This is a genomic window from Petrocella atlantisensis (assembly GCF_900538275.1).
GTDB classification, from domain to species: Bacteria; Bacillota; Clostridia; order Lachnospirales; family Vallitaleaceae; genus Petrocella; species Petrocella atlantisensis.
In genome coordinates, this window is record NZ_LR130778.1 from 3,086,792 (window position 1) to 3,110,373 (window position 23,582).

Genomic DNA, 23,582 nt, shown 5'->3' on the forward strand with positions numbered 1-23,582 from the left:
ATGTATAATGAGTGTATATATAGAAATAGCAGGTGATGAAGGCATGCGAATTGAGAAAATGGTTTTAGGCAATATGAACAACAATACATACATTATTATTGGAAGAGACGAAAAAACCGCACTAATAGTGGATCCCTCTTATAAACCGGAGCGGATTATTGAATATATAAGTGGCTTAGGATTGGAACTTAAGGCGATGCTAATCACGCATGGTCATTTTGATCATATTGGTGCAGTGGACAAAATCAAAGCCCACTATAATGTGCCGGTTATTACCCATGAAGAAGAAGCGAGAATTATGTCAGACAGCATAAAAAATTTATCAACCTATTTTCTGGCGCGTGAAGTGACAGCTACAGCTGACACTTATATTGAAGACGGTGACATATTGGACTATGGTGATGACTTAGTGTTTAAAGTTATAACAGTCCCGGGACATTCAGTAAAAGGCGTTTGTTATTATTGTCAAGAAGAGAACGTTGTTTTTACAGGTGATACTTTGCTTGCAGGCTCAATTGGCCGAACGGATTATTATAATGGCAACCAAAGCGACTTAGTAGAAGCGATCAATAACAGATTGATGTTTTTGCCCGATGAAACCAAAGTCTTTCCAGGGCACGGAAGTGATACAACCATAAGAAATGAGAAAAAGAATAACCCATTTTTGCAATCATAGTAATATGAGGTCAGCTATGAATATTCGATTGGATCATGTACAATACAAAACAGAAGTATTAAGCTATTTAAAGGTGTTTTATCCTTTAGAGAAGATTGAAGTCAACCAGAACCATCAACCTTTATACGAGATAACCATAGGGTCATCTTATATAGAGGTTGTTTATTGTGGACAAGATTATTGTGGGGATGTCAGGAGGTATTATGACCTAGATAGCGAAAAGGGTTGTGAGAACAGTGACATTATATATACGCCGAAGATAACGGTAATCCTTAAAGGTATCATTTATGATTTGTGCAGTAAGGTGACCGGTATTGTACCTGCTTGGGGCGTGTTGACAGGGATAAGACCTTCCAAATTGGCATATAAGCTCTATGACATTCATGGACAAAAAGATGCAACGGACATACTGGAAAAGAACTATAGAGTACATCCGGATAAAGTAAAGCTTTTAATGAAAGTGGTTAAAGTGCAGAAACAATTATTGGGGGATTCCTTCTTAAAACACAGTGTTTATATTGGGATACCGTTTTGTCCAACACGTTGTAGTTATTGTTCTTTTACCTCCCATGAAATCAAGACTCAAGGGAGGGCTTATACTGAGTATGTAGATATGTTAATTCGTGAGATGGATGCTAGAGAAGAGGCGTTTAAAGACCTACGTTCTATTTATATTGGTGGCGGAACACCTACCAGTCTTACAGAAGATGACTTTGATAAGCTTCTATGCAAGACGAGAGCATTAATGGGTGATCAGAACATTGAGTTCACGGTTGAGGCGGGGCGTGCAGATACAATAACAGAAAAAAAACTTCTTAGCATGCGCCGATATGGTGTGAACCGGATTTCGATTAATCCACAGACGATGCAAGATGAGACCTTGACAAAGATTGGTCGAGGACATGATGTACAGACGTTTATTGACTGTGTGGACATGGCGAGACGGCTAGGTTTTGCTCATATTAATATGGACATTATTCTAGGTTTACCTGGAGAAAAAATCTTGGATGTTGAAGATACAATCCGTAAAATCATGAAACTTGAACCCGAAAGTCTAACCATCCATACTATGGCCCTAAAGAGAGGGGCAAGATTAATAGAGGATGAAAAGACGTATAGAAAACTAATGAATAATCAGATTGACGGAATGCTACAAATCAGTCAAGGAATCATGAATGAGGTCGGTTATGGTGCTTATTATCTATATAGACAGAAAAATATGATTGGTAATTATGAAAACATAGGTTACTGTAAAGAAGGTTATGGATGCACCTATAATATCCATACAATGGAAGAAAAAGAATCTATTGTGGCTTTTGGCGCAGGTGCCATATCAAAAAAGGTGTATGGTGATAGACTAATAAGAAAAGACCATCCCAAAGATGTCAAAACATATCTAGATAACATCGATGAGATTATAGCTGCCAATAAAATATTTTGGGAAGAAGACTAAGAGCACTGGCTCAATCATACAAGAAAAGAAACTTCGCTTCGTTATGAGCTCTGCTCATATTTCTGAACGGTTCGAAAGGAAAGGTCCTTGATAGTTTACATAGCATTGTCTTTCCTAGAGAACAAGAAAAGGCCATCCCAAGGGATGACCTTTTCTACACTTTAGAAGAATAAAATGTGTTAAGTAACAGAGCGAATCAGACTCTGTGTTTATGGAGGCTAAAAAATGTAGTCTAGTACTTAATGTTGTCAAGGCATTAAGTTTTAATGAATGGTAGGCTATAAATGATAACTAATCTCATATAGATAATATCATGAATGAGAATCAATGTCAATACTATTTTTGATTTTTATTTTTTTTATAACATGATTTGATATCAGAATCAGGGTATGGTACAATGATGCATATTTTCAATTCATAAAGCAGTGAAATCGAGGTGATCTTATGAGCATTATAAATGCAGCAAAAGAAGCAAAAGCAGCTTCCGTTTTAATGGCTACTGCTAATGAAACACTAAAAAACAAGGCACTACTAGCGATTGCAGAAGCATTAGAGGCCAACAAGTATGCCATCATAGAAGCCAATGATGCTGATGTGAAACGATCTGAGGAAGAAAATCTATCAAAGCCTTTACTAAAACGTCTAAAATTTGATGAAAACAAGATTAATGATGTGATTGAAGGTCTTAAGAGCTTAATTGGGCTTAAGGAACCGGTTGGTGTGACACATTTTTCAAGAGAATTAGATCAGGGTCTGGAATTGTATCAAGTCAGTTGCCCAATTGGTGTGATTGGTGTCATATTTGAATCTAGGCCGGATGCCTTTGTACAAATATCCGCACTATGTCTAAAAAGTGGAAACTCTGTATTGTTAAAAGGTGGTTCGGAAGCAGCTCTAACCAATAAGGTTCTATCCAACATCATTAAGAAGGCAACAACAAAAGTAGGCTTACCAAAGGGTTGGATTGGTTTGTTAGAATCTCGGGAAGATGTTTCAGCCATGTTAAAGATGGATGAGGAAATAGATCTTATTATACCAAGAGGATCTAATGAATTTGTCCGTTATATTATGGATCACTCCAGAATACCTGTACTTGGTCATGCAGATGGGATATGTCATACTTATGTAGATCAGTATGCAGATCTTGATATGGCCGTTGATGTGATTCTGGATGCCAAAACACAGTATGTTGCTGTTTGTAATGCTACGGAGACTTTGTTGGTACACGAGGCAGTTGCAGCATCTTTACTACCTAGATTGGATGTTGTTTTTAAGCAAAAAGAAGTAATCGTTAATGGTTGTGACCGAACAAGGCTATATATGGAGGCTAAACCGGCTACAGAAGCCACCTGGGGAAATGAATATCTGGATTACGAGATATCTGTCAAGGTGGTGGATGATCTGGATGCGGCTATCGCACATATTAACCGATTTGGATCAGGGCATACAGATGCTATTATTACGGGAAACCAAGAATCAGCTCTCAAATTTATGGACCATGTAGACACTGGGAATGCTTTTTGGAATTGCTCGACCAGATTCAGTGATGGTTTCAGATATGGTTTTGGAGCAGAGGTTGGCGTTAGTACCAATAAGATTCATGCCAGAGGACCGGTTGGTTTAGAAGGGTTACTTATATATAAATACAAAGTCATAGGGCAGGGACACATAGCCGGAGACTATGCAAGCGGAAAAAAAACATTTACCCATAAGAACTTAGACAAAAAATTTATGGATGTATAGGTGCACATTTGCAAGGGTTTAAGACCATCACTATGACACGAAAGTATAAAAATAACTTGACAAAAACAAGTCTACTCATTAGAATAAAGTAAATCATGAACAAATCGTTGATAAGGAAAAGTAGAATAAAGTCCCTCAGGATAAGGGAGAAAAGCCGAGACTGAAAGCTTTTTACTGATACCTATTTGAAAGACACCTTTGAGTGATTGAGCGAAAGCTTTGTTAGTAGCTTAATCCGGCTGGTCATCGTTATAAGACCATTGAGTGGAGAGCAATCTCTATTAGGGTGGTACCGCGGGTTAATAACTCGTCCCTGACAACATATGTCAGAGACGGGTTTTTTGTTTTTTTGGAAAGTCTATAAAGACATAAGATAGTAGGATTGGAGGATTCAAATGATTACTCAAATGCCAAGAGGCACCAAAGACTGGTTCGGAGAAGAAATGGTTAATCGTACCCGTTTGGAAGAAATAGTACGTGAGATTTGTGTACAGTTTAATATTAAAGAAATCTCAACCCCTGTCTTTGAACATACAGATTTATTTTTAAGAGGTGTAGGTGAAACAACAGATGTAGTTCAAAAAGAAATGTATACCTTTATGGACAAAGGTGATAGAAGCATAACCTTGAAACCAGAGGGGACTGCCGGAGTGGTAAGAAGTTTTCTGGAACAAAAGATGTTCAATGAAGTTCAACCAACCAAACTGTTTTACATTACGCCTGCATTTCGTTATGAGAAACCACAAGCAGGAAGGCTCAGACAACATCACCAGTTTGGCGTAGAAGTATTTGGAGCGCCGGGACCGTTGGCTGAGATTGAAGTCATTACAGTACTGAGAACTTTATTTGATCGAATAGGGATTCAAAAAGCGAAACTACATATTAATAGTATTGGCTGTGGTACTTGCCGGCTAGACTATAATTCAGCTCTTATGGCATATTTGAATCAACACAAAGAAGGTCTTTGCGGAACATGTAAAGAACGCATGGAAAAGAACCCATTACGCATCATTGATTGTAAAGTGCCGGGCTGTAAAGAAATCGTTAAAGATGCACCAAGAACCATTGATTATCTGGATGAAGACTGTCAGGTACATTTTAACACTTTGAAAAAATGGCTGGATGCCCTTCAGATTCCATATGAAGTAGATACAGATATTGTAAGAGGACTGGATTATTATACCAAAACCGTATTTGAATTTATCGATCAAGATGGTATGACCATTTGTGGTGGTGGCAGATATGATAAATTGGTTCAAGAGATAGATGGGAAGATTGATATGCCGGCCGTTGGCTTTGGTATAGGCATAGAACGTCTGTTACTTGCTTTAAAAAAAGAGGATGTTATATTAGCGAAAGCACCGGACATCGATCTATATGTGGGCATTTTGGGAGAAGAAGTTACAGCAAAAGCTTATGAGATTGTAACGCATCTTCGTCGTTCAGGCTTAGTCATTGAAACAGACTATCTTGGTAAAAGTGTTAAGGCACAGATGAAATATGCCAATAAAATCGGCGCACTTAAAACAATCATCATTGGAGAAAATGAGCTCAAAACAAATCTGGTACAAGTCAAGGACATGGAAACTGGCGAAACAACTGAAGTGAAACTAAGTGATATATTAACCTGGTTTACAGGTGAAAAGGCATAGGAGGCAATAAAATGAGTTTTAGTGAATCGATGACGGGTATGAAACGTACCCATATGTGTACAGCATTAACAGAGGAACATATTGATGAAAATGTAACCATTATGGGTTGGGTTCAAAAAAGACGCGACCTTGGCGGCGTCATCTTTCTAGATGTAAGAGATAGAACCGGTTTGCTTCAAGTGGTCGTGGACATTAGTTCTATTGGTGACGAAGGCTTCAAGAAATCCGAGAAAATTCGTACGGAATTCGTTATAGCTGTAAAAGGCCTAGTCGAAAAGCGAACAGAAGAGACCATTAACACCAACCTGCAAACAGGAACCATTGAAGTAAGAGCTATGGAACTTAGAATCTTATCAGATGCTGAGACACCACCTTTTCAGATTGAGGAAAACAGCAGTGTGCGAGAAGACTTGAGACTGAAGTACAGATATTTGGATCTAAGAAGACCGGATCTACAAAAAAAATTAATGCTTAGAAGCAAGTTGACAGAAGTGGTTAGAAGCTTTATGAGTGAAGAAGGTTTCGTTGACCTAGAAACACCAATGCTTACAAAATCAACACCGGAAGGCGCAAGAGATTACCTTGTACCTAGTCGTGTGAATCCGGGTAATTTTTATGCCTTACCTCAGTCCCCACAGATATTTAAACAATTGTTGATGCTGTCCGGGTTTGACAAGTATTATCAGATTGTAAAATGTTTTAGAGACGAGGACCTTCGAGCAGACCGTCAACCTGAATTCACTCAGATTGACATTGAGATGTCTTTTGTTGATGAAGACGATGTTATGAATATGAATGAAAGATTGTTAGCCAAGATGTTTAAAGAAGTAATGGATGTTGATATTGCTTTACCGATTAAAAGATTGACCTATCAAGAAGCCATGGACCGATTTGGTTCTGATAAACCGGACTTAAGATTTGGTATGGAACTTGTAAATATCTCGGATATTGTAAAAGATTCTGATTTCAAAGTTTTTAGTGGAGCGGTAGCAAACGGTGGAAGTGTTCGTGGTATCAATGCAAAAACCTGTGGTGATATGCCAAGACGACAAATCGATGCCCTAGGTGAAGCGGCTGTTAGTTATGGCGCGAAAGGCATGGCCTGGATTGCCATTAATGAAGACGGTACATATAAGTCTGCTATTACTAAATTTTTGTCAGAGGAAATAGTTGAAGCCATGGTTGCAGCACTTGAAGGACAACCGGGAGATTTACTGCTATTTTGTGCAGATAAAAATGAAGTGGTTTACAATACCCTTGGGAATTTAAGATTGGATATTGCCAAGCGTTTAGACTTACTTAAGAAAGATGTGTTTGATTTTGTATGGGTAACAGATTTTCCTTTGGTGGAATGGAATCCGGAACAAAAACGCTACACAGCAATGCATCATATGTTTACGATGCCAAAAGAAGAAGATATGGAACTGATGACCACGGATATTTCAAAAGTGCGATCAAGAGCCTATGACATTTGTTTAAATGGTAATGAGATTGGTGGAGGATCACTTCGAATTCATCAAAGAGAAGTACAAGAACGTGTTTTTGAGGCACTTGGTTTTTCGGAAGAAGATGCTTATGATCGTTTCGGATTCTTATTAGACGCTTTTAGATACGGTGTACCACCACATGGTGGATTAGCCTATGGACTTGATCGAATTGCTATGCTTATGACCGGATCAGATAGCATCAGAGATGTTATTGCTTTTCCAAAAGTGAAGGATGCATCTTGTCCAATGACATCAGCACCAGGCGTTGTTGAAGAGAAACAACTTGAAGAACTTGCCATTCGTATTGATAAAATAGAATTATAGCCATCAAATAAAGGACCGTCATTGACGGTCCTTTATTTTCTCGGAGAAATGTCTAATACGCTAAGCGTAAGGAACGTTCCTCCCTTTTTATGGTGTTTTGAAAACTGAGTAACTAGTTTTTTGTAACGTTCGCTGCTTGAGGTCCTTTTGCACCGGTTGTGATTTCGAAAGCAACAGAATCGCCTTCTTCAAGTACTTTGAATCCATCAGATTGGATCGCAGAAAAATGACAGAAAACATCTTCACCGCTATCAGTAGAAATAAAACCAAAGCCTTTTTTTGCATCAAACCATTTTACAGTACCGTTTTGCATGTGTTATCCTCCTAGAAAATATTGGTGTTGAACAATAGAACATCTTTGTAAACATTGTTTAATATTTCTCTAGTCCGTAAAACCCATCCACGATACCAAGAATTTATAAAATCAAATATCTACGATGCACATAGATCAACTGCAATATTAGAATATCATAGGATACTGTATTAGTCAATAATATTCAGATACACATTTGGTGAAAATGCCATATTTATACATGAATTATTATCATATTTAGTCGTTTTTACAAGAGGAAAAAGATACTATTGAAGGAATAATTGTAAGTATATATACAATAGGGTATAAGGGTGATATATAATTTTAACGATAAAAAAAGATGAGCAGATTGCAAGGAAAAAACAGTCTGAAAATATAAAGTGACAAAATTCAAGGTTTTTCATTGAGGTTAATTGAAAAACAAACTATTTTAACGATAAAAAAGACACTAATAAAATAGACATAAGCGTGACTTTATGGTATCCTTTATAAGGATGACAAGACATAATACTAAAAGTGAAGAGGTTTGAATATGAATGCCATAAGACAGATAGAAACAGACGACGAGATTAAGATTTTTTCGGACCCATACAGAATGAAAATAATTAATGCATATATAAAAGCCAGAAAACCTTTAACGGTTAAAGGGGTGGCAGATATTATGGGTGAAGTACCTGCAAAAGTACATTATCATGTAAAAAAACTATTATCCATCGATATCCTAGTTCTCGATCATACAGAAGTTATTAACGGCATTACAGCCAAATACTATAAGTTGACAACCGAGCAATTCAAGGTGTCCTATCAGAATGTAAATAATCATGAAGCTTTATTTGATTCAACAACCAACATGATTCTTAGTGTTGTAGATGAGTTTAAAGAAGACATCATGAAAGGTGCAAAATATCTAAAACAAGTCCATGAAAGAAAAGATGAATCCAGAAATGGTTATATTGATAAAGAAGAGATCTATTTAAATGAAAAAGAATACTTTGCTTTTGCAGAAGAGATGCGAGCCTTGATTGAGAGATATCAAATTGAAGGTGATCAAAAAGCGGTCTACAATATTTTCACAGGTTGGTTCAAAAAATACTGGTAGTATTAAAATACCAGATAAAAACGACAGCATAATAAAAAGGTACTATCCATAATAGCGGATAATACCTTTTTGTCATTGATGAATGTGCTCATCTCAGACAAAGTCTTACAATCAGCCTTGTGTTTTATCAAAATGCACATCCATTTGTGGAAACGGAATGCTAATATTATTTTCATCGAATGCCAATTTGACTTGAGTCATCAAATCATAATGTACCGTCCACATATCGGAGGTATTACACCATGAGCGTGTTTGGAAAACCAATGCACTATCACCATGTTCGGCAAGTTTAATAAAAGGAGCCGGATCTTCATGAATAAGTGGGTGGCTACTTATGACGGATTCAAGGACTTGGGCAACCAGTTTAATATCAGCGTCATAACCAACACCAAAAGCAATATCTACACGACGGGTTGGTTTTTCAGTATAGTTAATCACACTGGCATTGGACAATTGGCCGTTGGGAATGGTGATGACTTTGTTATCAATGGTAATTAAGACAGTGTTAAAAACATGAATGGCTTCTACAGTTCCTTTATGACTGAGCGTCTCAACAAAATCACCAACTTTAAAAGGTCGTAGCGTTAGTATCAAGAAGCCGCCGGCAAAATTAGATAAAGCGCCTTGAAAAGCTAGACCGATAGCCAAACTGGCAGCACCTAGGACAGCAACCAAGGAGGTGGCTTCACCCGCCATGTTAATTACGCTTACGATTAAGATGACTTTTAACGAGATCGAGGATAGAGATATTATAAATGGTTTCAAGGTGGCATCGATTTTACTGTGTTGAAGGACTTTTTTTAAGATTTTCAGAACCCATCCTATAGCAATCCAACCGATAACAAGCACGATAATAGCAAATACGACTTTATTGATGGTATCACCAAGGGCGCCCTGAAAGTTAATTTTGATGTTGTTTATAATTGTTTCCATAGTGAAAATCTCCTTTACATTAATGAGACCACTTAACTAACTGAAAGCGGGTTAGTATGGTGGTTTATTTTTTTCTCCTATTAGTTTAACATAAGTCGTTATAAAATGGAAAGAATCCGTGAATTTCTTCTAGCACATTGAACCCCTCTGTGATATGATGGTTTTAAAAATATGCTGAGTTCATGACATAATTAAGCTCTGGACAAAATTAGGAGGTATTATGAAACCCATTATCAATCGCGAGGAATATAGTAAGTCGGCTAGAAGAATGTTTTCCAAATTTCCATTTTTACTCTTATTGGTAACATGGTCGGCGGTTTTTTTATCAAAAGCTATTCGAGAGTTAATAGTGACTGGTGCTCTTGTAGAAAGTATCCAACAGGAAAAATTAGGAAATACATTTTTTCAGGGCGTTTTAGGAGCTGTTATTATATTCTATGTTTCCAGAACAGTACTGGACCAGTTCATGAAAAAAGCTTTTGACTTATCTGAAGAAACAGAAAAAGGTTACTATTTGCCTTGCATGCGTCATAATAGTTGGTATGATTTTTCAGTTGGAAATCTAATCGTTAAAAAAGATCAGTTCTATTTTCAACCGGATCGACAAATGTCCATGATACTCGCATTTAATTATGATTCTGCCAAAGGGTTTACAGTAGAGTTAAGTAAAAAAAGAGCCAGTATCGGGCTTTACTTGATAACAGGAGAAAACCATATGATGGTGATACGTGATCAAGAAAATACGATTATAGGTAAATTCGTAGTTGCTGGTGTAAGTGAGCATTTACCAACCATTCAAACGATGTTTAACCAATAATTAAACTTAGAAATCAGATTTGCCAGTTGTAAGGGATGATAAACATGTCAGAACAAAACGAAGTGAAAAGTTGTATAGGATGTTTGTATTATTATGTGACATGGGATGTGAAAAATCCAAAGGGTTGTAAATACTTTGGATTCAAGTCGAAGCAAATGCCTTGTTTAGTTGTATATAAGTCTGCAGGAGCATACTGTAATATGTACACACCAAAAAATGACACTCAGAAAGGTGGGTTATAGCATATGGATAAAATAAAATCAGCAATAGAAGCTATAAAAGTACAGCTGATGGATATAGAAACGATAAAGTTAGATGATTTTGATCCTGATAAAACCATTTTGGCGGTAATCGATATGAATAAGGGCTTTGCAAAAGCAGGCGCCCTATACAGTCCTAGAGTCGGTCGAATGATACCGGAGATTGTGAAGCTTAGTGATGAAGCTTTATCCAAAGGTATGAAGGTATATGCCTATACGGATCATCATCCGGAGGATGCTAAGGAGTTTTCGGCATATCCCTCTCATTGTGTTGGTAACACTGAGGAAAGTGAATTGGTGGATCCCCTTGCAGCTTTAGAAACTAAAGGACTCATTACAATATTTAAGAACAGCACCAACGGAATTCTAGCGTATAATCCTGCTGCTATGGATCTGGGTATATCCAGTTATCTGATTGTAGGATGTGTTACGGACATCTGCGTTTATCAATATGCGGTTACACTTAGAGCGTATTTGAATGAGCATCAATTAGATGGAGAGGTTTATGTATGTGAATCTCTGGTTCAGACTTTTGATATAGAGGGGTTCCATCATGGAGATCTTATGCATGATTTGTTTCTAAAAAGTATGATGGACAATGGCATTAAAATCGTTAAAGAAATAAAAATAAGTAGCTAGAGGTAAAACAGGAATGATGCCAATTATATTCGAACCTATAACAAAAACAGATATTAAGGACGCCTTAGTACTTTATAATCACTACATTAAAACTTCCACATCCACGTTCTCGATTGCACCTTTAGGAGAAAATGAGATGGAACAGATACTTTTTTCAGGCTTTGATCGTTTTCCATCATATAAAATTCTTTTTGAGGGAAAATTTGTAGGTTATGTCCTCATGAACAGATATAAGCCAAGAGAGGCTTATGATCAGACAGCTGAGGTAACGGTTTATATAGATGAAGCTTATCATGGTCGAGGGATAGGGTATGCATCACTAAAATATATTGAGACTTTTGCAAAAAACCATAGTTTTAGAGCTTTGCTTGGAGTTATATGTGCTGAAAACACAGGTAGTATAAAGCTTTTTGAAAGACTAGGTTATTTTAAATGTGCGCATTTTAAAGAAGTCGGTAAAAAATTTGACCGACTTTTAGATGTGGTAATCTATGAAAAATTGTTGTAAGTATAGATGATGGCATAATAATAGACTGTTTAGAATTTATTTGAATTGATTTATATGTGGGTCATAAGCATAGTTGACCTTGGCAAGCGTCTCGGTTATTTGATTTTTATGATGATTCTCACTTAAACAATAATCATCTAAGGACTTGTGTTGGTTGCGTAGCTTCATATTAATCATACTGAGTAATATATATGGATCTTGAGGTAACATAATAATCTCCTTTGTGATATACTAATGTGGTTAAGGTGTTAAGTTCTGACTTAAGGATAACACAAATAATAATGATTATCAAATGGAAATATTATTTTCCGAATAATGAAAGAGAGTGAATAAAAATGAGTCAACATGAATGGTTAGAATACAAGAATTGGGCAGTTATAGGTGCCAGTGAAAAAAATAGAAGTTATGGAAGGAAGATCACACAGCGATTACTGGATGAGGGTTATAATGTTATACCGGTATCAAGAAATTATGATACGATACTGGGTGAAAAATCTTATCAAAAATTAACAGAATATGATGGACCGATTGATGTGGTGGATTTTGTTATAAGTCCCTCCATAGGTATTAGAATTCTAGATGATGTTATAGAAAAAGGCATAAAGAAGATTCTTTTGCAACCTGGATCAGCAAGTGCTGCCTTGATACAAAAAGCCAAAAATCATGATATTGAAGTATTAGAATCATGTGTATTGGTCCTTTTATCAGAGAAATAATTACAAAATTTAGGAAGGCGAATTTTATGAGAGCAAAGCATACACTAATAATGGGCATCTTAGTTGGGGCCATGATATTAACCTTAGCAGCCTGTCAAAAAGAAAAAACAGCAAGTGATGAACAGGTGGATACAAACAGTGAAAATGTCGGGGAAACTGAGAATGCTGAACTTATGAATTTTGAACAAATGAAAGAACCTGAAAAAGGTGATATACTTGCAACAATGACAACGAATCATGGTGTGATTGAGATACTACTTTTTCCTGAAGTTGCCCCCAAAGCAGTAGAAAATTTTAAGACCCATGCAGAAAACGGATATTATGATGGGTTGATTTTTCATAGGGTTATGGATGACTTTATGATTCAAGGTGGAGATCCTACAGGTACGGGTACAGGAGGCGAAAGCATATGGGGTGAACCTTTTGAAGATGAGTTCGGACTATTGTTTCCTTATAGAGGGGCATTATGTATGGCAAATTCAGGCCCTAATACCAATGGCAGTCAGTTTTTCATCGTACAACTTTCCAACCCCACAGAAGAAGTAGCACTTAGTATGGAGCAAGGTGGTTTCCCGGAAGAAATGATTGAGGCTTATAAAGAAGTTGGTGGAACACCGTGGCTATATGGTAAGCATACCGTATTCGGTCAGGTACAATCAGGCATGGAAGTCGTTGATGCCATTGTCAAAGTTGAAGCTGTTGACACGAAGCCAGTAGAAGATGTCATTATTGAAAAAATCGACATAAAAATAATTGAATAAAGGCCGGTTTAGGCAAAGATAGAAGACCGTCTCAACCATTTTATGGTGAGACGGTTTTAATCATTCTGTAACATAAATCTTGGAACATATTTATAATGGATTCGTCATAAAAATAAAGACATTAAAAGCTTAACGATTCTAGTTGCTTTATGCGGAAGGTTGGGCTTTAATCAATTATAAGTTGGGAAGGAAGATAGAAATGGATAAAAAAGTCATCATTAGTTTCACAATGATCGTTATTATGATTACAGGTATATTTGGTTATCAATATTTTACAGGGAACAAATCAAGTTATGTTTATGCAGAAAGTTTTCGAGATGGTGTGTCATTATCCCCCACATCCTTCGATGATAGAGGGATTGATGTAGCAACTGATTTTCTGATTGGATTCGAAGAGGGAAGGGAAATGACCTTAGATGAAGTTAAAGATCAGTTGGTCATACAACCGGAAGTGGCGTTTGAACTTGAAGAAGTGGACGAACAACTGGTGCTTAATTTTACGAAGCCTTTAGAGGAGAATCAAGTATATAAGTTTATGATAGGGAAGACTTCATGGGTGTTTCAGACAAAGAGTCTCTTTTCGGTTATTGGTAATTTGCCAAGACATCAATCAACTGGTGTACCAACAGATAGTGGTATTGAATTGTATTTTAATGGGAAAGTAAAAGACCTGTCACAGTATTTTTCAATAGACCCAATGGTAAACGGATACTTTGAATCCTATGGTAATACCATGGTATTTGTACCTAAGAAACTTGAACCGGAAACCTTATACACAATTACGGTCAAAGCAGGTTTACCTCTTGAAGGTTCTGACGAAACACTGACGACGGATTATAAGTTTTCTTTTGAGACAGCTTCAAGTGATAGTGGACTTTTCAAAGAACCAAAAGGCTATTTTAATTACAGAAGATTGTTAAACGACTTCTCGTCGAAAGAATCGTTATTCATACCATTTAATTTTTCAATTTATGATAAAAATGCAGAAATGAAAATCACCTCAGAAGTTTATGCTTATGATTCAATCGATAGCTTTTCAGAGGCAATAAAAGCCTATGGCAACTATCCGGTATGGTCCAATTTTAATCAAGTACCTGAGGAAAGCGGAACATCAAGTCTTGAAAAAGTATTGGAATTTGAACAGAATCTGGCGTCGCCGGATGGTTATGAAGATAATCTTAGACTACCAACGATGCTAGAGCCTGGATTTTACGTGGTTCAATCATCATGGGAAGATATGCAGTTCCAGACATTCGTGCAGATTACGGATTTAAGCTACTATTATTTTGCAGATCATACTCACGGTTATTTTTGGATGCATGATCTAGAAACAAAAAAACCGGCCACAGGCGCGAAAGTATCTGTCATGGATACATCAACAACAGCCATAGCCAATCAAGAAGGTCTGGCAGTATTTGAAGACAATTTCACAGAAGACATGGTTTTTTATCATATGTCTTATAACAATATGGAAAGCTTGAATTATCAGTATAAAGGGTATAGATTTGATCAACAGGATTACTGGACCCATTTTCAAACAGATCGTGGTCTCTATCAACCGGATGATCAAGTAGAATTTTTTGGTTTTCTTCAAAACAGGGAAACAGGAGATTATCCCAGTAAAGTTCGAGTCGAAGTAAACAAACAAAATTGGTTTTTCAGAAGTTATTGGCCGGGAATGGAGGAACAGATTCCACTGGTTACAAGAGAAGTACAACTTGAAAATGGCTTTTATAAGAGTACATTAGAACTACCGAATCTCGAACCAGGTGGTTATCAGGTGAACATCATAATGGATGATCAAACATTGGCGACCCATCATATAACAGTTGACAAGTACGTCAAGCCGGATTATAAGATGGATATGATTAAAGATAAGGAAGCTATGTTTGTTGATGAATCCTTAAATGTTAATGTAAACACCAGTTTTTTTGAAGGTACGCCGGTTTCTGGCATTGATGTCCAATACAATGTTTATGGTATTGGTCATGCCCAAGGACAGGTTACAACGGATCTAGAAGGCAATGCTCAATTTGTGTATACACCTATCTATGATGCAGAATATCAAGGTGATCATTATGGAGGGATTAATATATTTGCAATCCTTCCGGAAAGCGGAGAAATCCATGATTCACAGAATATCAGAATTTTTGCCAATGATATTCACGTAGGTATTGAATCAACTTTGAATGAAACTGATGCTACCATTAAAGCCAGTGTAAATAGTATTACTTTAGAACGCTTAAATAATGGTACGGCAGAGGATTCAAATGATTTCCTAGGACAAGCCGTACAAGGACATGTCATAAAAGGTATTGTCAAGAAAAACGAGTGGGTGAAGAAGGAAGTCGGAGAAAGCTATGATTTCATCCACAAGGTAGCGGTAAAAAAATATGAGTACGATTTAGTAACAACTGACTATCAAGCCGTTGAATTTATAACCAACAGTAAAGGTGTTGCAGAAGTGAAATTGACACTACCTAAAGAAGATTTTGTGCACTATAGTCTCGTTATACAAACACAAGATACAAAAGGACGCAAAATAGAGCAAACCCATTATTTTAATGACCATGATATATTTGAATATGTAGCTGACAATAGGGCATATATCGAGGCGGATCAAGAAAGCTATGATTTGGACCAAACCATGAAATTATTGCTCAAAGATAATGCCGGTAATTTGGCAGGTCATCAGTATTTGACCATGTTTGGTACGAATGGTGTAAAAGAAATTAGTATTACAGATCAACCTAATCTTGATACAACCTTCAAAAAAGCGTTTATGCCGAATGTGGAAGTCACAGGTATTAGTTTTACCGGTGAGACCTATGTAACAACGGAAAGCTTGAATGTGGAAGTGGATAAAGCGACTTTTAAGGTTGATTTGGAAGTTACAACAGATCAAACAAGTTATAAGCCAGGTGAAGAAGCAACCATAGAGGTTAAAGCAACTTACAAAGACAAAAATGGTGTTATTCGTAACCTACCAGATGGTATAGCTAACTTAAGTATTGTGGATGAAGCGTTATTTGCACTAAGTGAGCAGGAAATCGATGCACTAGAAAGTTTATACGGCATGGTTTCAAGTGGTATTCATATAAAACAAGGCTCACACAATAACAGTCAATATCCAAACGGTCCTATCTTTGGTGGATTAAGAGGCTACGGTATGATGGAAGAAAGCATGGATATGGCCAAAACTGAAGTTGCAGCAGAACATCCTACTTCTATGGCTCTGGATTCAGATACAGGCAATCTAAGTGTGCGTTCTGAATTCAAAGATACAGCTTTATTCTTGAATTTGAAGCTTAATGATCAAGGTTATGGAAAAATCAGTTTTAAGCTACCGGACAACGTAACAGCATGGCGTATTACAACATCTGCCCTATCAGAAACTTTGTATGCAGGTTCAGAGAAAAAAGAACTAAAAGTAACCTTGCCATTCTTCATTAATCCGGTCATCAATCAGACGTATCTTGTTGGGGACCAACCCTATATAAATGTTGCCGGTTATGGTAATGCCCTAAAAGAAGATGAGGCAATAGAGTATGAAATAGTAAGTGAAGACATGGATTACACTTTTGCGGGTGAAGGAAAGGCCTTTGAAAAGATCAGTCTTCCATTATGGAAACTGGAAGCAGGTGATTATAGGATACGCATAACAGCAAAGACAAAATCCGGTTTAACAGACAGTTATGTAGAAAGCATTCGTGTCGTGAAGACTTATCAGAAGATGGCTGTTACCGATACCTATCCTGCAACAAAGAATTTGAAATTAGAAACAGGTCTAGAAGGTATGACAACTCTAACCTTTGCAGATCGTTCAGCTGGTCAATACATATCAACTTTATACAATCTTTACTATTCAGAAGGTAAAAGAGTAGACCAGGCCTACTTAGCATCAGTGGTACAAGAAAGACTGAGTTCAATATTTAATATTGAAGTGCCAGAGGTAGACGTTCAGTTATCGGATTATATGTTAGACGAAGGTGGTATAGCATTATTACCTTACAGTGAAGTAGACCTTGCTACAACAGTCAAAATGGTCAATTATCTTGAAAATGACCAGCAGATTGCAGAAATAAAAGCATATCTATATAATGGACTGTTTAAGAAAAACACGGGCTCAAAGGGACTTATGATCTATGGATTAGCGAGGCTGGGTGAGCCAATGCTGCTTGAGTTAAATGATTATGTAATATCCGGCAATCTGAGTTTTGAAGATCATATCATTGCAGCTTTGGCTTATGGTAGTCTTGGTGATGATTTTATGGCTGAAAAACAATACAGAGAGTTTATTAAACCGCATGTGGAGCGTTTTGACAATCAGGCGAGACTCATCTATGCAAGTGATGAGGAAAGTCAGATTCGACATACATCTATGGTGCTTCCACTACTCGCCATGTTAAATGATGAAGATGCTCAGGCGATGTTTGACTATGTGACTTCAAGACATTCAAAAACGTATTTGAACCATTTGGACCTTATTCAGTTTATAGATCTTCGTTTAGAAACAGCCAATAAAAATGAAGCAACATTAACATATCGTTATGATGGTGTGAACTATGATGTAGATTTTAATAATTGGTGGGGTACTTCTGTAACATTGCCATCTAGTAGAATGGATGCCTTTGAAATCGTAGATGTGACATCAGACGTAGTTGTAGTAGCAAGTTATGACAGCTATGATCTTATTAATCGAGAGAAGGATGCTCAGGTATCGGTTACGAGAAGTTATGAAGATTATAAAACCGGAGAGAAAAAATGGAACTTTAAGACCGGTGATATCGTCAAAGTAATTATAGATTGGAAAATTGATGAAAATGCCATCGATCAAAGCTATACGATCACAGATTATGCACCATCCGGTCTGGTCCCAATGAAGAATCCTTGGGACTACGGATTGGAAGATCATAACTACTGGTATAGAGATGTTGAAGATCAAAGTGTGAAGTTTGGTATATATAAAGATACAGAAAATTATAGGCCAATGTTCTATTATGCTAGGGTGATTTCATCAGGCTCTTTTACAGCAGATGCCACTATGATTCAAGGTATGTTGATAAAAGATAGTTTCAATCTTGGTGACAGTACAACTGTTACCATTGAGCCATAAAAAAAGAAAAGCTCATGTAGGATCAAGCATAGCATTAAAAGGGGAAAAGTCAGACGGATCGTCTGACTTTTTTTGTCTTTATTTAACGCCTATTGTCATCAATGCACTCAGAATCAATCATCTTATATCTCTTAGAAATCAATGTTAGAATTGAAATCGTAAAAAAATATATGGGTTACGGCACTTGAATAATTGGAAAAAAGCATATAGAATGTAGAAGGTAAGAAATATTCATAGGTTTAATATTATAGAAAATAGCTAAGTGCTAATAGAGGTATAAAATGAAGCAGAATGTTGTGGTAATATTTGGAGGACAATCGACAGAACATGATATATCAAAAAAGTCGGTACTGACATTTCTTCAGTATATGGATGAAAACTGCTATGAAGTCAAAGTGGTTGGTATAACAAAAGAAGGTAAATGGCTCTTGGTTGAAGGTGGTAAGGAAGATATTCTATCGGGAAAATGGGAAAAAAGTAAAGTCCCAGCAATGCTTTTACCGGATGCCACACTTAAGTCTCTGTTAATCCATAGAGAAAAAGGTTTGGAATATTTCAAAGTAGATGTTGTGATACCGGTATTACATGGCTTATATGGGGAAGACGGCTCTATTCAAGGCTTACTAAAGCTTGCCAAGATTCCTTTTGTAGGTTGTGGTGTATTAGCATCAGCTGTATCTATGGACAAATTCTATACCAAGCTGGTTGTAGAACCTCTTGCTATCCGCCAGGCTAGATATATAGGTGTTTATAAAGAAAGTTATAACAGAGAAGTAATTGAAGAAGAAGTAGCCAATGAATTAGGGTATCCGGTATTTGTTAAGCCATCGAATGCGGGGTCATCTATTGGTGTGTCCAAAGCTGTGGATGGGGCTACCTTACATGAAGCGCTGTTGAATGCTTTTATACATGATCGAAAAGTTCTGATTGAAGAGCATATACAAGGTAGAGAAGTGGAATGTGCGGTTATTGGCAACCTAGAGGTCAAAGCATCCGATGTTGGAGAAATCTTATCCGCAGATGACTTTTATGACTTTGATTCAAAATACAATAACCCTGAGTCAAAAACGATTCTATCTGCAGATATGCCGGAGGCAACCAGACAGCGGATTAGAGAAGCAGCCATCGCAATATTTGGAGCAGTTGACGGACGTGGACTTTCACGGGTGGATTTTTTCATTGAGGACCTTACCGGTGAAGTTGTTTTTAATGAGATTAATACTTTCCCGGGCTTTACAGATATCAGTATGTATCCGATGTTGATAGAGGCTGAGGGGATAACAAGAAGTGAGTTGATTGACCATTTGATTCAGCTTGCGATAGATGATTGTATTTAGTGGGTGACATAATGAATAAGAATGTACTTATAAAGGTCAAAGGCATCCAAGGAAGTTTGGTCGAGGATGATGCCATTGAAATGATTACAACGGGACAGTATTTCGAGAAAAATGGGAAAACATACATAAAGTATGAGGATACGGCCCTTGATGAAGATGTGGTTACATCTACAACTATTAAGATAGATGCTGCACAGGTGAGTGTGCTTAGATTTGGTGCGACCAATACTCAACTTATATTTGAGAAAAACCAAGAACATTTCACCCCATATGAAACACCCTTTGGCGTTTTTGAGATTTTTCTTAGGACGACGGACATTCAGTTTCATAGAGAAATCGATAAAGTGACGCTTAATGTAGCTTATAATATAGAAGTGAACCATACTGGCGCCATAGCATCCAACTTTCAAGTTGAGGTGACCAATCAAATGTAAAGTTAAGAGGCTGTCTCTGAGATTATTCGAGTCAGCTCATTTTCTTTTATTCCACTACAACAGCTTGATATACAAGATTTTGTAATAGAATAGTCATGAATAAAAGATAGACAAAATGAGGTCATTTGCCGATATAATGGTTAAGGGTCAGAACTATATAGTTGAACTTTTGCATATCATATAAAGTTACGAACGCATCAACGTAACTCTATATGATATGCAATTAGAGAAACTTAGTAATGAGCCTCTAACCATATGTTAAGGGTCAGAACATAGTAATGAGCCTCTAACCATGGAATATGTACCTTATGTGCAAAAATCGATTCGGAGGTAATTATGAATAGAAAAAGATGGATCATCTTATTATGCTTAATATATGTGATGCAGTCCTCATGGACCAGCATGGCGGTGACAGATCGAGATATCCTATCAGATCCCGTTGCTAATGTGTATACGGCCAATGTACTTGGTCAAACCATATCCGATAATCTGAGTTTTTCAGATGTGCCTGTAAGTCATTGGGCAAAAGACCCAATCACAAGATTAGGTGCACTATCGATTGTAAAAGGCTATAATGAAAATAACGCAATGCGCTATAGGCCAAATGGGAATGTGTCAAAACAAGAAGCCTTAGCTTTTCTACTTAGAGTTGTGGGACTTGAGGCGGCGGCCAATCAAGCAGCGGAGAACCTTGAGGTCGGCGAAGATGAAGGTCTGCTTAGCATCTGGTCAAAAGGCTATTTGCAGGTGGCAGCGGATAATGGTTTGATTACTCAGTTGGAGTTAGACGACGGACTTATACTCGACCAAGAAGCCTTGGATCCTGAGTTTAATTTTATTCGTGCGCAAAATGTCAGTCGGGAACAAGTGGCTATGTGGTTGGTACAAGCGATAAATATTATTAATCCGGGTCGTATTGAACCTATTTACGTCAATAATAAGATATTTACACTCAGTGACTGGCAAAGCATAGATATAGCCTTTGTGCCTTATGTTGAAGCAGTTATGCAAGCAGGCATCATGGTCGGTGATGCAGATCGATTCAGACCAAAAGGGAGTTTGACAAGAGCAGAAATGGCGCAAGTCATTGCAAATATTGATGACATTCTGTATGAAACCCTTGATAAGACTGTAAAAGGCGGTATAGTCGGTAGTATTAGTGATGCCGGCGTTATCGGTTCTATTAACAATGAAAGCAAAAGAACCATACTCATTCGTAACGATGAAGGTTTAGTGGATCAAGTAGATCTGATTGTTACCTCCAATGAGCAAAATAAAATATCAAGGTTAGACGTACCGGTACTAGGTCAAAATGGCGTAAGAGGTTTATCCTCCTTAAGAGAAGGCCAGAGTATCGCCTATATTGTTGATAACACGACACTTGAAATGGAATATGTCGTCATTAAAGGTGATATAACCACCACACAAGTAAAAGGTGTCCTTCAACCACTGATAGACATTGATAATGGTAATATTACTGTTAAAAATACTTCAGGCGTACCGCTAACGTATACACTATCTGTTGGCCTATATGACCTTGAAGAAAGGCAGATAAAAATAGGTGAGTATTACAGATCTATTGACAATGCACCGGTATCAGAGACCATAACATTAACCATTCAAAATAATCTGGTGACCAAAATCGACCAGGAAGGTGCAACACCTCTATCATCAGAAGTCAGCGGTATTGTAAAAGAAATCAATACACAATTCAATTTTATTACCATTGAAAAATGGGATGGTGGCGAAATCACAAAATATTTCAACAAGGATCAAGTACGTGTTGAGAAACAAAATTATTATGATCTAGAAGATGAAATCGGATATATTGACGAGATTTTTCCTGAGTATGGATTTGATGAGAGAGATACAGGTATTGAAGCCATAGAGGTGGGTGATGTTGTTCATTTGCTAATGAGCAGCAATGGCCAATACATAGAAGCCATTAGCGCAAAAACCAATTACAATGTCAAATTCGGAGAGATTGTATCCATGGTATCTTATGGCGCAAATGGTGTTAATATTAGAGTCAACTATGGGGACGGTTCCATTGGTTCATTAAATGTGGACGGTTTTGTGCCGGTGTTACGTTCATCAAGAAATATTGGTGTCGGTAACCTCCAAGTAGGGCAAATGATAAAAATCCTTATGAATCAAGGTGTTCTTGCCCCAGGTACAGTCGTAGAGACTGTAAAACAGATTGACGTAGACCCTTATGGCAATATCTATGCAAGAATTTATAAAGGCGATCTAGGCTATATGAATATGGCAACAGGCACCTTAAGTCTATTAAACAGTTATCATTTGACTAAAACCGGCTGGAGTGGCTATAATCCGATGACAGATTTAGAATTGTCAGGAGCAGGTGTTGAGATTTTCCATAATGGCAATCAGATTAGTTTAAGCTATGCGGATCGTTTTTTAAGAACAGATACGATGCAAGCCTATGTTGTAACAGAAAAACACTATGACCGTGAGAGAATCAAAAAAATCGTATTCGAAGACGGTCGAGATGATGTTCTGGCTTCAACCAATGTGAGTTATTCTAACGGCTATGATGCCATAAGACTTATAAGCTCTGTGGGTGATATTGGAGTCAATCCTGGTACGATTGTACTTAAAAACGATCATATTGTATCCACAGGTAGTATCTTATCTCCAGATTATGCACAAGTTGTCTTAGCCGGTCAGGGTAGGGCTGTTATTGTCAATGTTTTACCTGAACCTAATAATGATGCCATATCTGTTTTTAGAGGGCGTATCAGCAATATTGAAACCAACCGTGAGGTGAAAGTTGAATCTCAAGCGATACTAAAAGATATGACTTGGATTTACTCACCCATACAAAGAGAATTCACACTTTCTTACGATACGATGATCATGGATGAATCCGGAAGTATACCTCTTAGCGACTTCATCGATTATTCGGAACTATCAAAAGTGGATGAAGTTTATACCATAATCGCAGAGGGTACCAAAGCCACCCATTTGATTAAAAATCCGTATGCAACAGAAGGTGTTGTAGGAGAGATATATGGCATTAACGGGGATGACACCATAAGTATAAAAGATGCTTTGGTATATGACAGTGCCACAAAATTATGGACAGAACTAAGTTTTAAGAACAATTATGCGACACTTGAAATCGTGACGGAATCCGTCATCATCAAGAACAATCAGGTTATAGATATAGAAGACTTGGAACTTGGTGATAGAATTAGAGCTATGGTAACGGTAGATCTAAGTGAACAGTTGAAACTAACAGATAACCGACAAGCAACAGGTTATATCCTGTTTGTAGAAGATTAGAGAGG

18 protein-coding genes and 1 other annotated feature are annotated in these 23,582 nt (G+C 37.2%); of the genes, 15 read left to right on the forward strand and 3 right to left on the reverse strand.

Annotated elements, in window-relative coordinates:
- The first annotated feature begins 7 nt into the window (after positions 1-7).
- The 5 genes from PATL70BA_RS14215 (at position 8) to aspS (ending at position 7,335) form a co-directional block, all read left to right on the forward strand.
- Positions 8-676, forward strand: coding sequence for an MBL fold metallo-hydrolase (locus tag PATL70BA_RS14215; protein ID WP_125137995.1), 669 nt, complete (start codon positions 8-10; stop codon positions 674-676).
- A gap of 16 nt (positions 677-692) precedes the next feature.
- Positions 693-2,129, forward strand: coding sequence for a coproporphyrinogen dehydrogenase HemZ (gene hemZ, locus PATL70BA_RS14220; protein WP_172596262.1), 1,437 nt, complete (start codon positions 693-695; stop codon positions 2,127-2,129).
- A gap of 444 nt (positions 2,130-2,573) precedes the next feature.
- Positions 2,574-3,872: a glutamate-5-semialdehyde dehydrogenase gene (locus PATL70BA_RS14225; protein ID WP_125137997.1), complete on the forward strand. Its 1,299-nt coding sequence runs from the start codon at positions 2,574-2,576 to the stop codon at positions 3,870-3,872.
- 98 nt (positions 3,873-3,970) lie between these two features.
- Positions 3,971-4,190 (forward strand) — a binding site (T-box leader).
- Between the two features lie 77 nt (positions 4,191-4,267).
- Positions 4,268-5,524, forward strand: coding sequence for a histidine--tRNA ligase (hisS, locus tag PATL70BA_RS14230; protein WP_125137998.1), 1,257 nt, complete (start codon positions 4,268-4,270; stop codon positions 5,522-5,524).
- An 11-nt stretch (positions 5,525-5,535) separates the two neighbouring features.
- On the forward strand, positions 5,536-7,335 hold the full coding sequence (gene aspS / locus PATL70BA_RS14235; RefSeq protein WP_125137999.1) for an aspartate--tRNA ligase: 1,800 nt from the start codon (positions 5,536-5,538) through the stop codon (positions 7,333-7,335).
- 112 nt (positions 7,336-7,447) lie between these two features.
- On the opposite strand, the gene PATL70BA_RS14240 is transcribed toward aspS, so the two are convergent.
- Positions 7,448-7,648 carry a cold-shock protein gene (locus PATL70BA_RS14240; protein WP_125138000.1) on the reverse strand — a complete coding sequence of 67 codons (201 nt, stop codon included), beginning with the start codon at positions 7,646-7,648 and terminating at the stop codon, positions 7,448-7,450.
- Positions 7,649-8,180: 532 nt separating this feature from the next.
- On the opposite strand from PATL70BA_RS14240, the gene PATL70BA_RS14245 reads away from it, so the two are divergent.
- Positions 8,181-8,747, forward strand: a complete 567-nt coding sequence (locus PATL70BA_RS14245) for a helix-turn-helix domain-containing protein (RefSeq protein ID WP_125138001.1) — start codon at positions 8,181-8,183, stop codon at positions 8,745-8,747.
- 111 nt (positions 8,748-8,858) lie between these two features.
- Here the strand turns inward: PATL70BA_RS14245 and PATL70BA_RS14250 are convergent, their stop codons facing one another.
- On the reverse strand, positions 8,859-9,680 hold the full coding sequence (locus PATL70BA_RS14250; RefSeq protein WP_125138002.1) for a mechanosensitive ion channel family protein: 822 nt from the start codon (positions 9,678-9,680) through the stop codon (positions 8,859-8,861).
- Between the two features lie 220 nt (positions 9,681-9,900).
- Between PATL70BA_RS14250 and PATL70BA_RS14255 the strand changes: the two genes are divergently transcribed.
- From PATL70BA_RS14255 to PATL70BA_RS14270, 3 genes are all read left to right on the forward strand, one after another.
- Positions 9,901-10,497, forward strand: a complete 597-nt coding sequence (locus tag PATL70BA_RS14255; RefSeq protein WP_125138003.1) for a hypothetical protein — start codon at positions 9,901-9,903, stop codon at positions 10,495-10,497.
- 245 nt (positions 10,498-10,742) lie between these two features.
- Positions 10,743-11,396: an isochorismatase family cysteine hydrolase gene (locus PATL70BA_RS14265; RefSeq protein ID WP_125138005.1), complete on the forward strand. Its 654-nt coding sequence runs from the start codon at positions 10,743-10,745 to the stop codon at positions 11,394-11,396.
- 13 nt (positions 11,397-11,409) lie between these two features.
- Positions 11,410-11,904: a GNAT family N-acetyltransferase gene (locus PATL70BA_RS14270; protein ID WP_125138006.1), complete on the forward strand. Its 495-nt coding sequence runs from the start codon at positions 11,410-11,412 to the stop codon at positions 11,902-11,904.
- A gap of 36 nt (positions 11,905-11,940) precedes the next feature.
- Here the strand turns inward: PATL70BA_RS14270 and PATL70BA_RS14275 are convergent, their stop codons facing one another.
- Positions 11,941-12,114: a DUF4250 domain-containing protein gene (locus PATL70BA_RS14275; RefSeq protein ID WP_125138007.1), complete on the reverse strand. Its 174-nt coding sequence runs from the start codon at positions 12,112-12,114 to the stop codon at positions 11,941-11,943.
- A 125-nt stretch (positions 12,115-12,239) separates the two neighbouring features.
- Between PATL70BA_RS14275 and PATL70BA_RS14280 the strand changes: the two genes are divergently transcribed.
- From PATL70BA_RS14280 to PATL70BA_RS14305, 6 genes are all read left to right on the forward strand, one after another.
- On the forward strand, positions 12,240-12,620 hold the full coding sequence (locus tag PATL70BA_RS14280) for a CoA-binding protein (RefSeq protein WP_125138008.1): 381 nt from the start codon (positions 12,240-12,242) through the stop codon (positions 12,618-12,620).
- Between the two features lie 26 nt (positions 12,621-12,646).
- A complete protein-coding gene (locus PATL70BA_RS14285) occupies positions 12,647-13,381 on the forward strand; it encodes a peptidylprolyl isomerase (protein ID WP_243115926.1) in 735 nt (244 codons plus the stop codon).
- Positions 13,382-13,580: 199 nt separating this feature from the next.
- Positions 13,581-18,497 (forward strand): Ig-like domain-containing alpha-2-macroglobulin family protein, encoded by a 4,917-nt coding sequence (locus PATL70BA_RS14290; RefSeq protein WP_125138009.1) that lies wholly within the window; start codon positions 13,581-13,583, stop codon positions 18,495-18,497.
- Positions 18,498-18,778: 281 nt separating this feature from the next.
- Positions 18,779-19,834, forward strand: a complete 1,056-nt coding sequence (locus tag PATL70BA_RS14295) for a D-alanine--D-alanine ligase family protein (RefSeq protein ID WP_125138010.1) — start codon at positions 18,779-18,781, stop codon at positions 19,832-19,834.
- 11 nt (positions 19,835-19,845) lie between these two features.
- Complete coding sequence (locus tag PATL70BA_RS14300; RefSeq protein ID WP_125138011.1) at positions 19,846-20,268, forward strand: DUF1934 domain-containing protein; 423 nt, start codon at positions 19,846-19,848, stop codon at positions 20,266-20,268.
- Positions 20,269-20,604: 336 nt separating this feature from the next.
- Positions 20,605-23,577: an S-layer homology domain-containing protein gene (locus tag PATL70BA_RS14305; RefSeq protein WP_125138012.1), complete on the forward strand. Its 2,973-nt coding sequence runs from the start codon at positions 20,605-20,607 to the stop codon at positions 23,575-23,577.
- Positions 23,578-23,582: the final 5 nt, after the last annotated feature.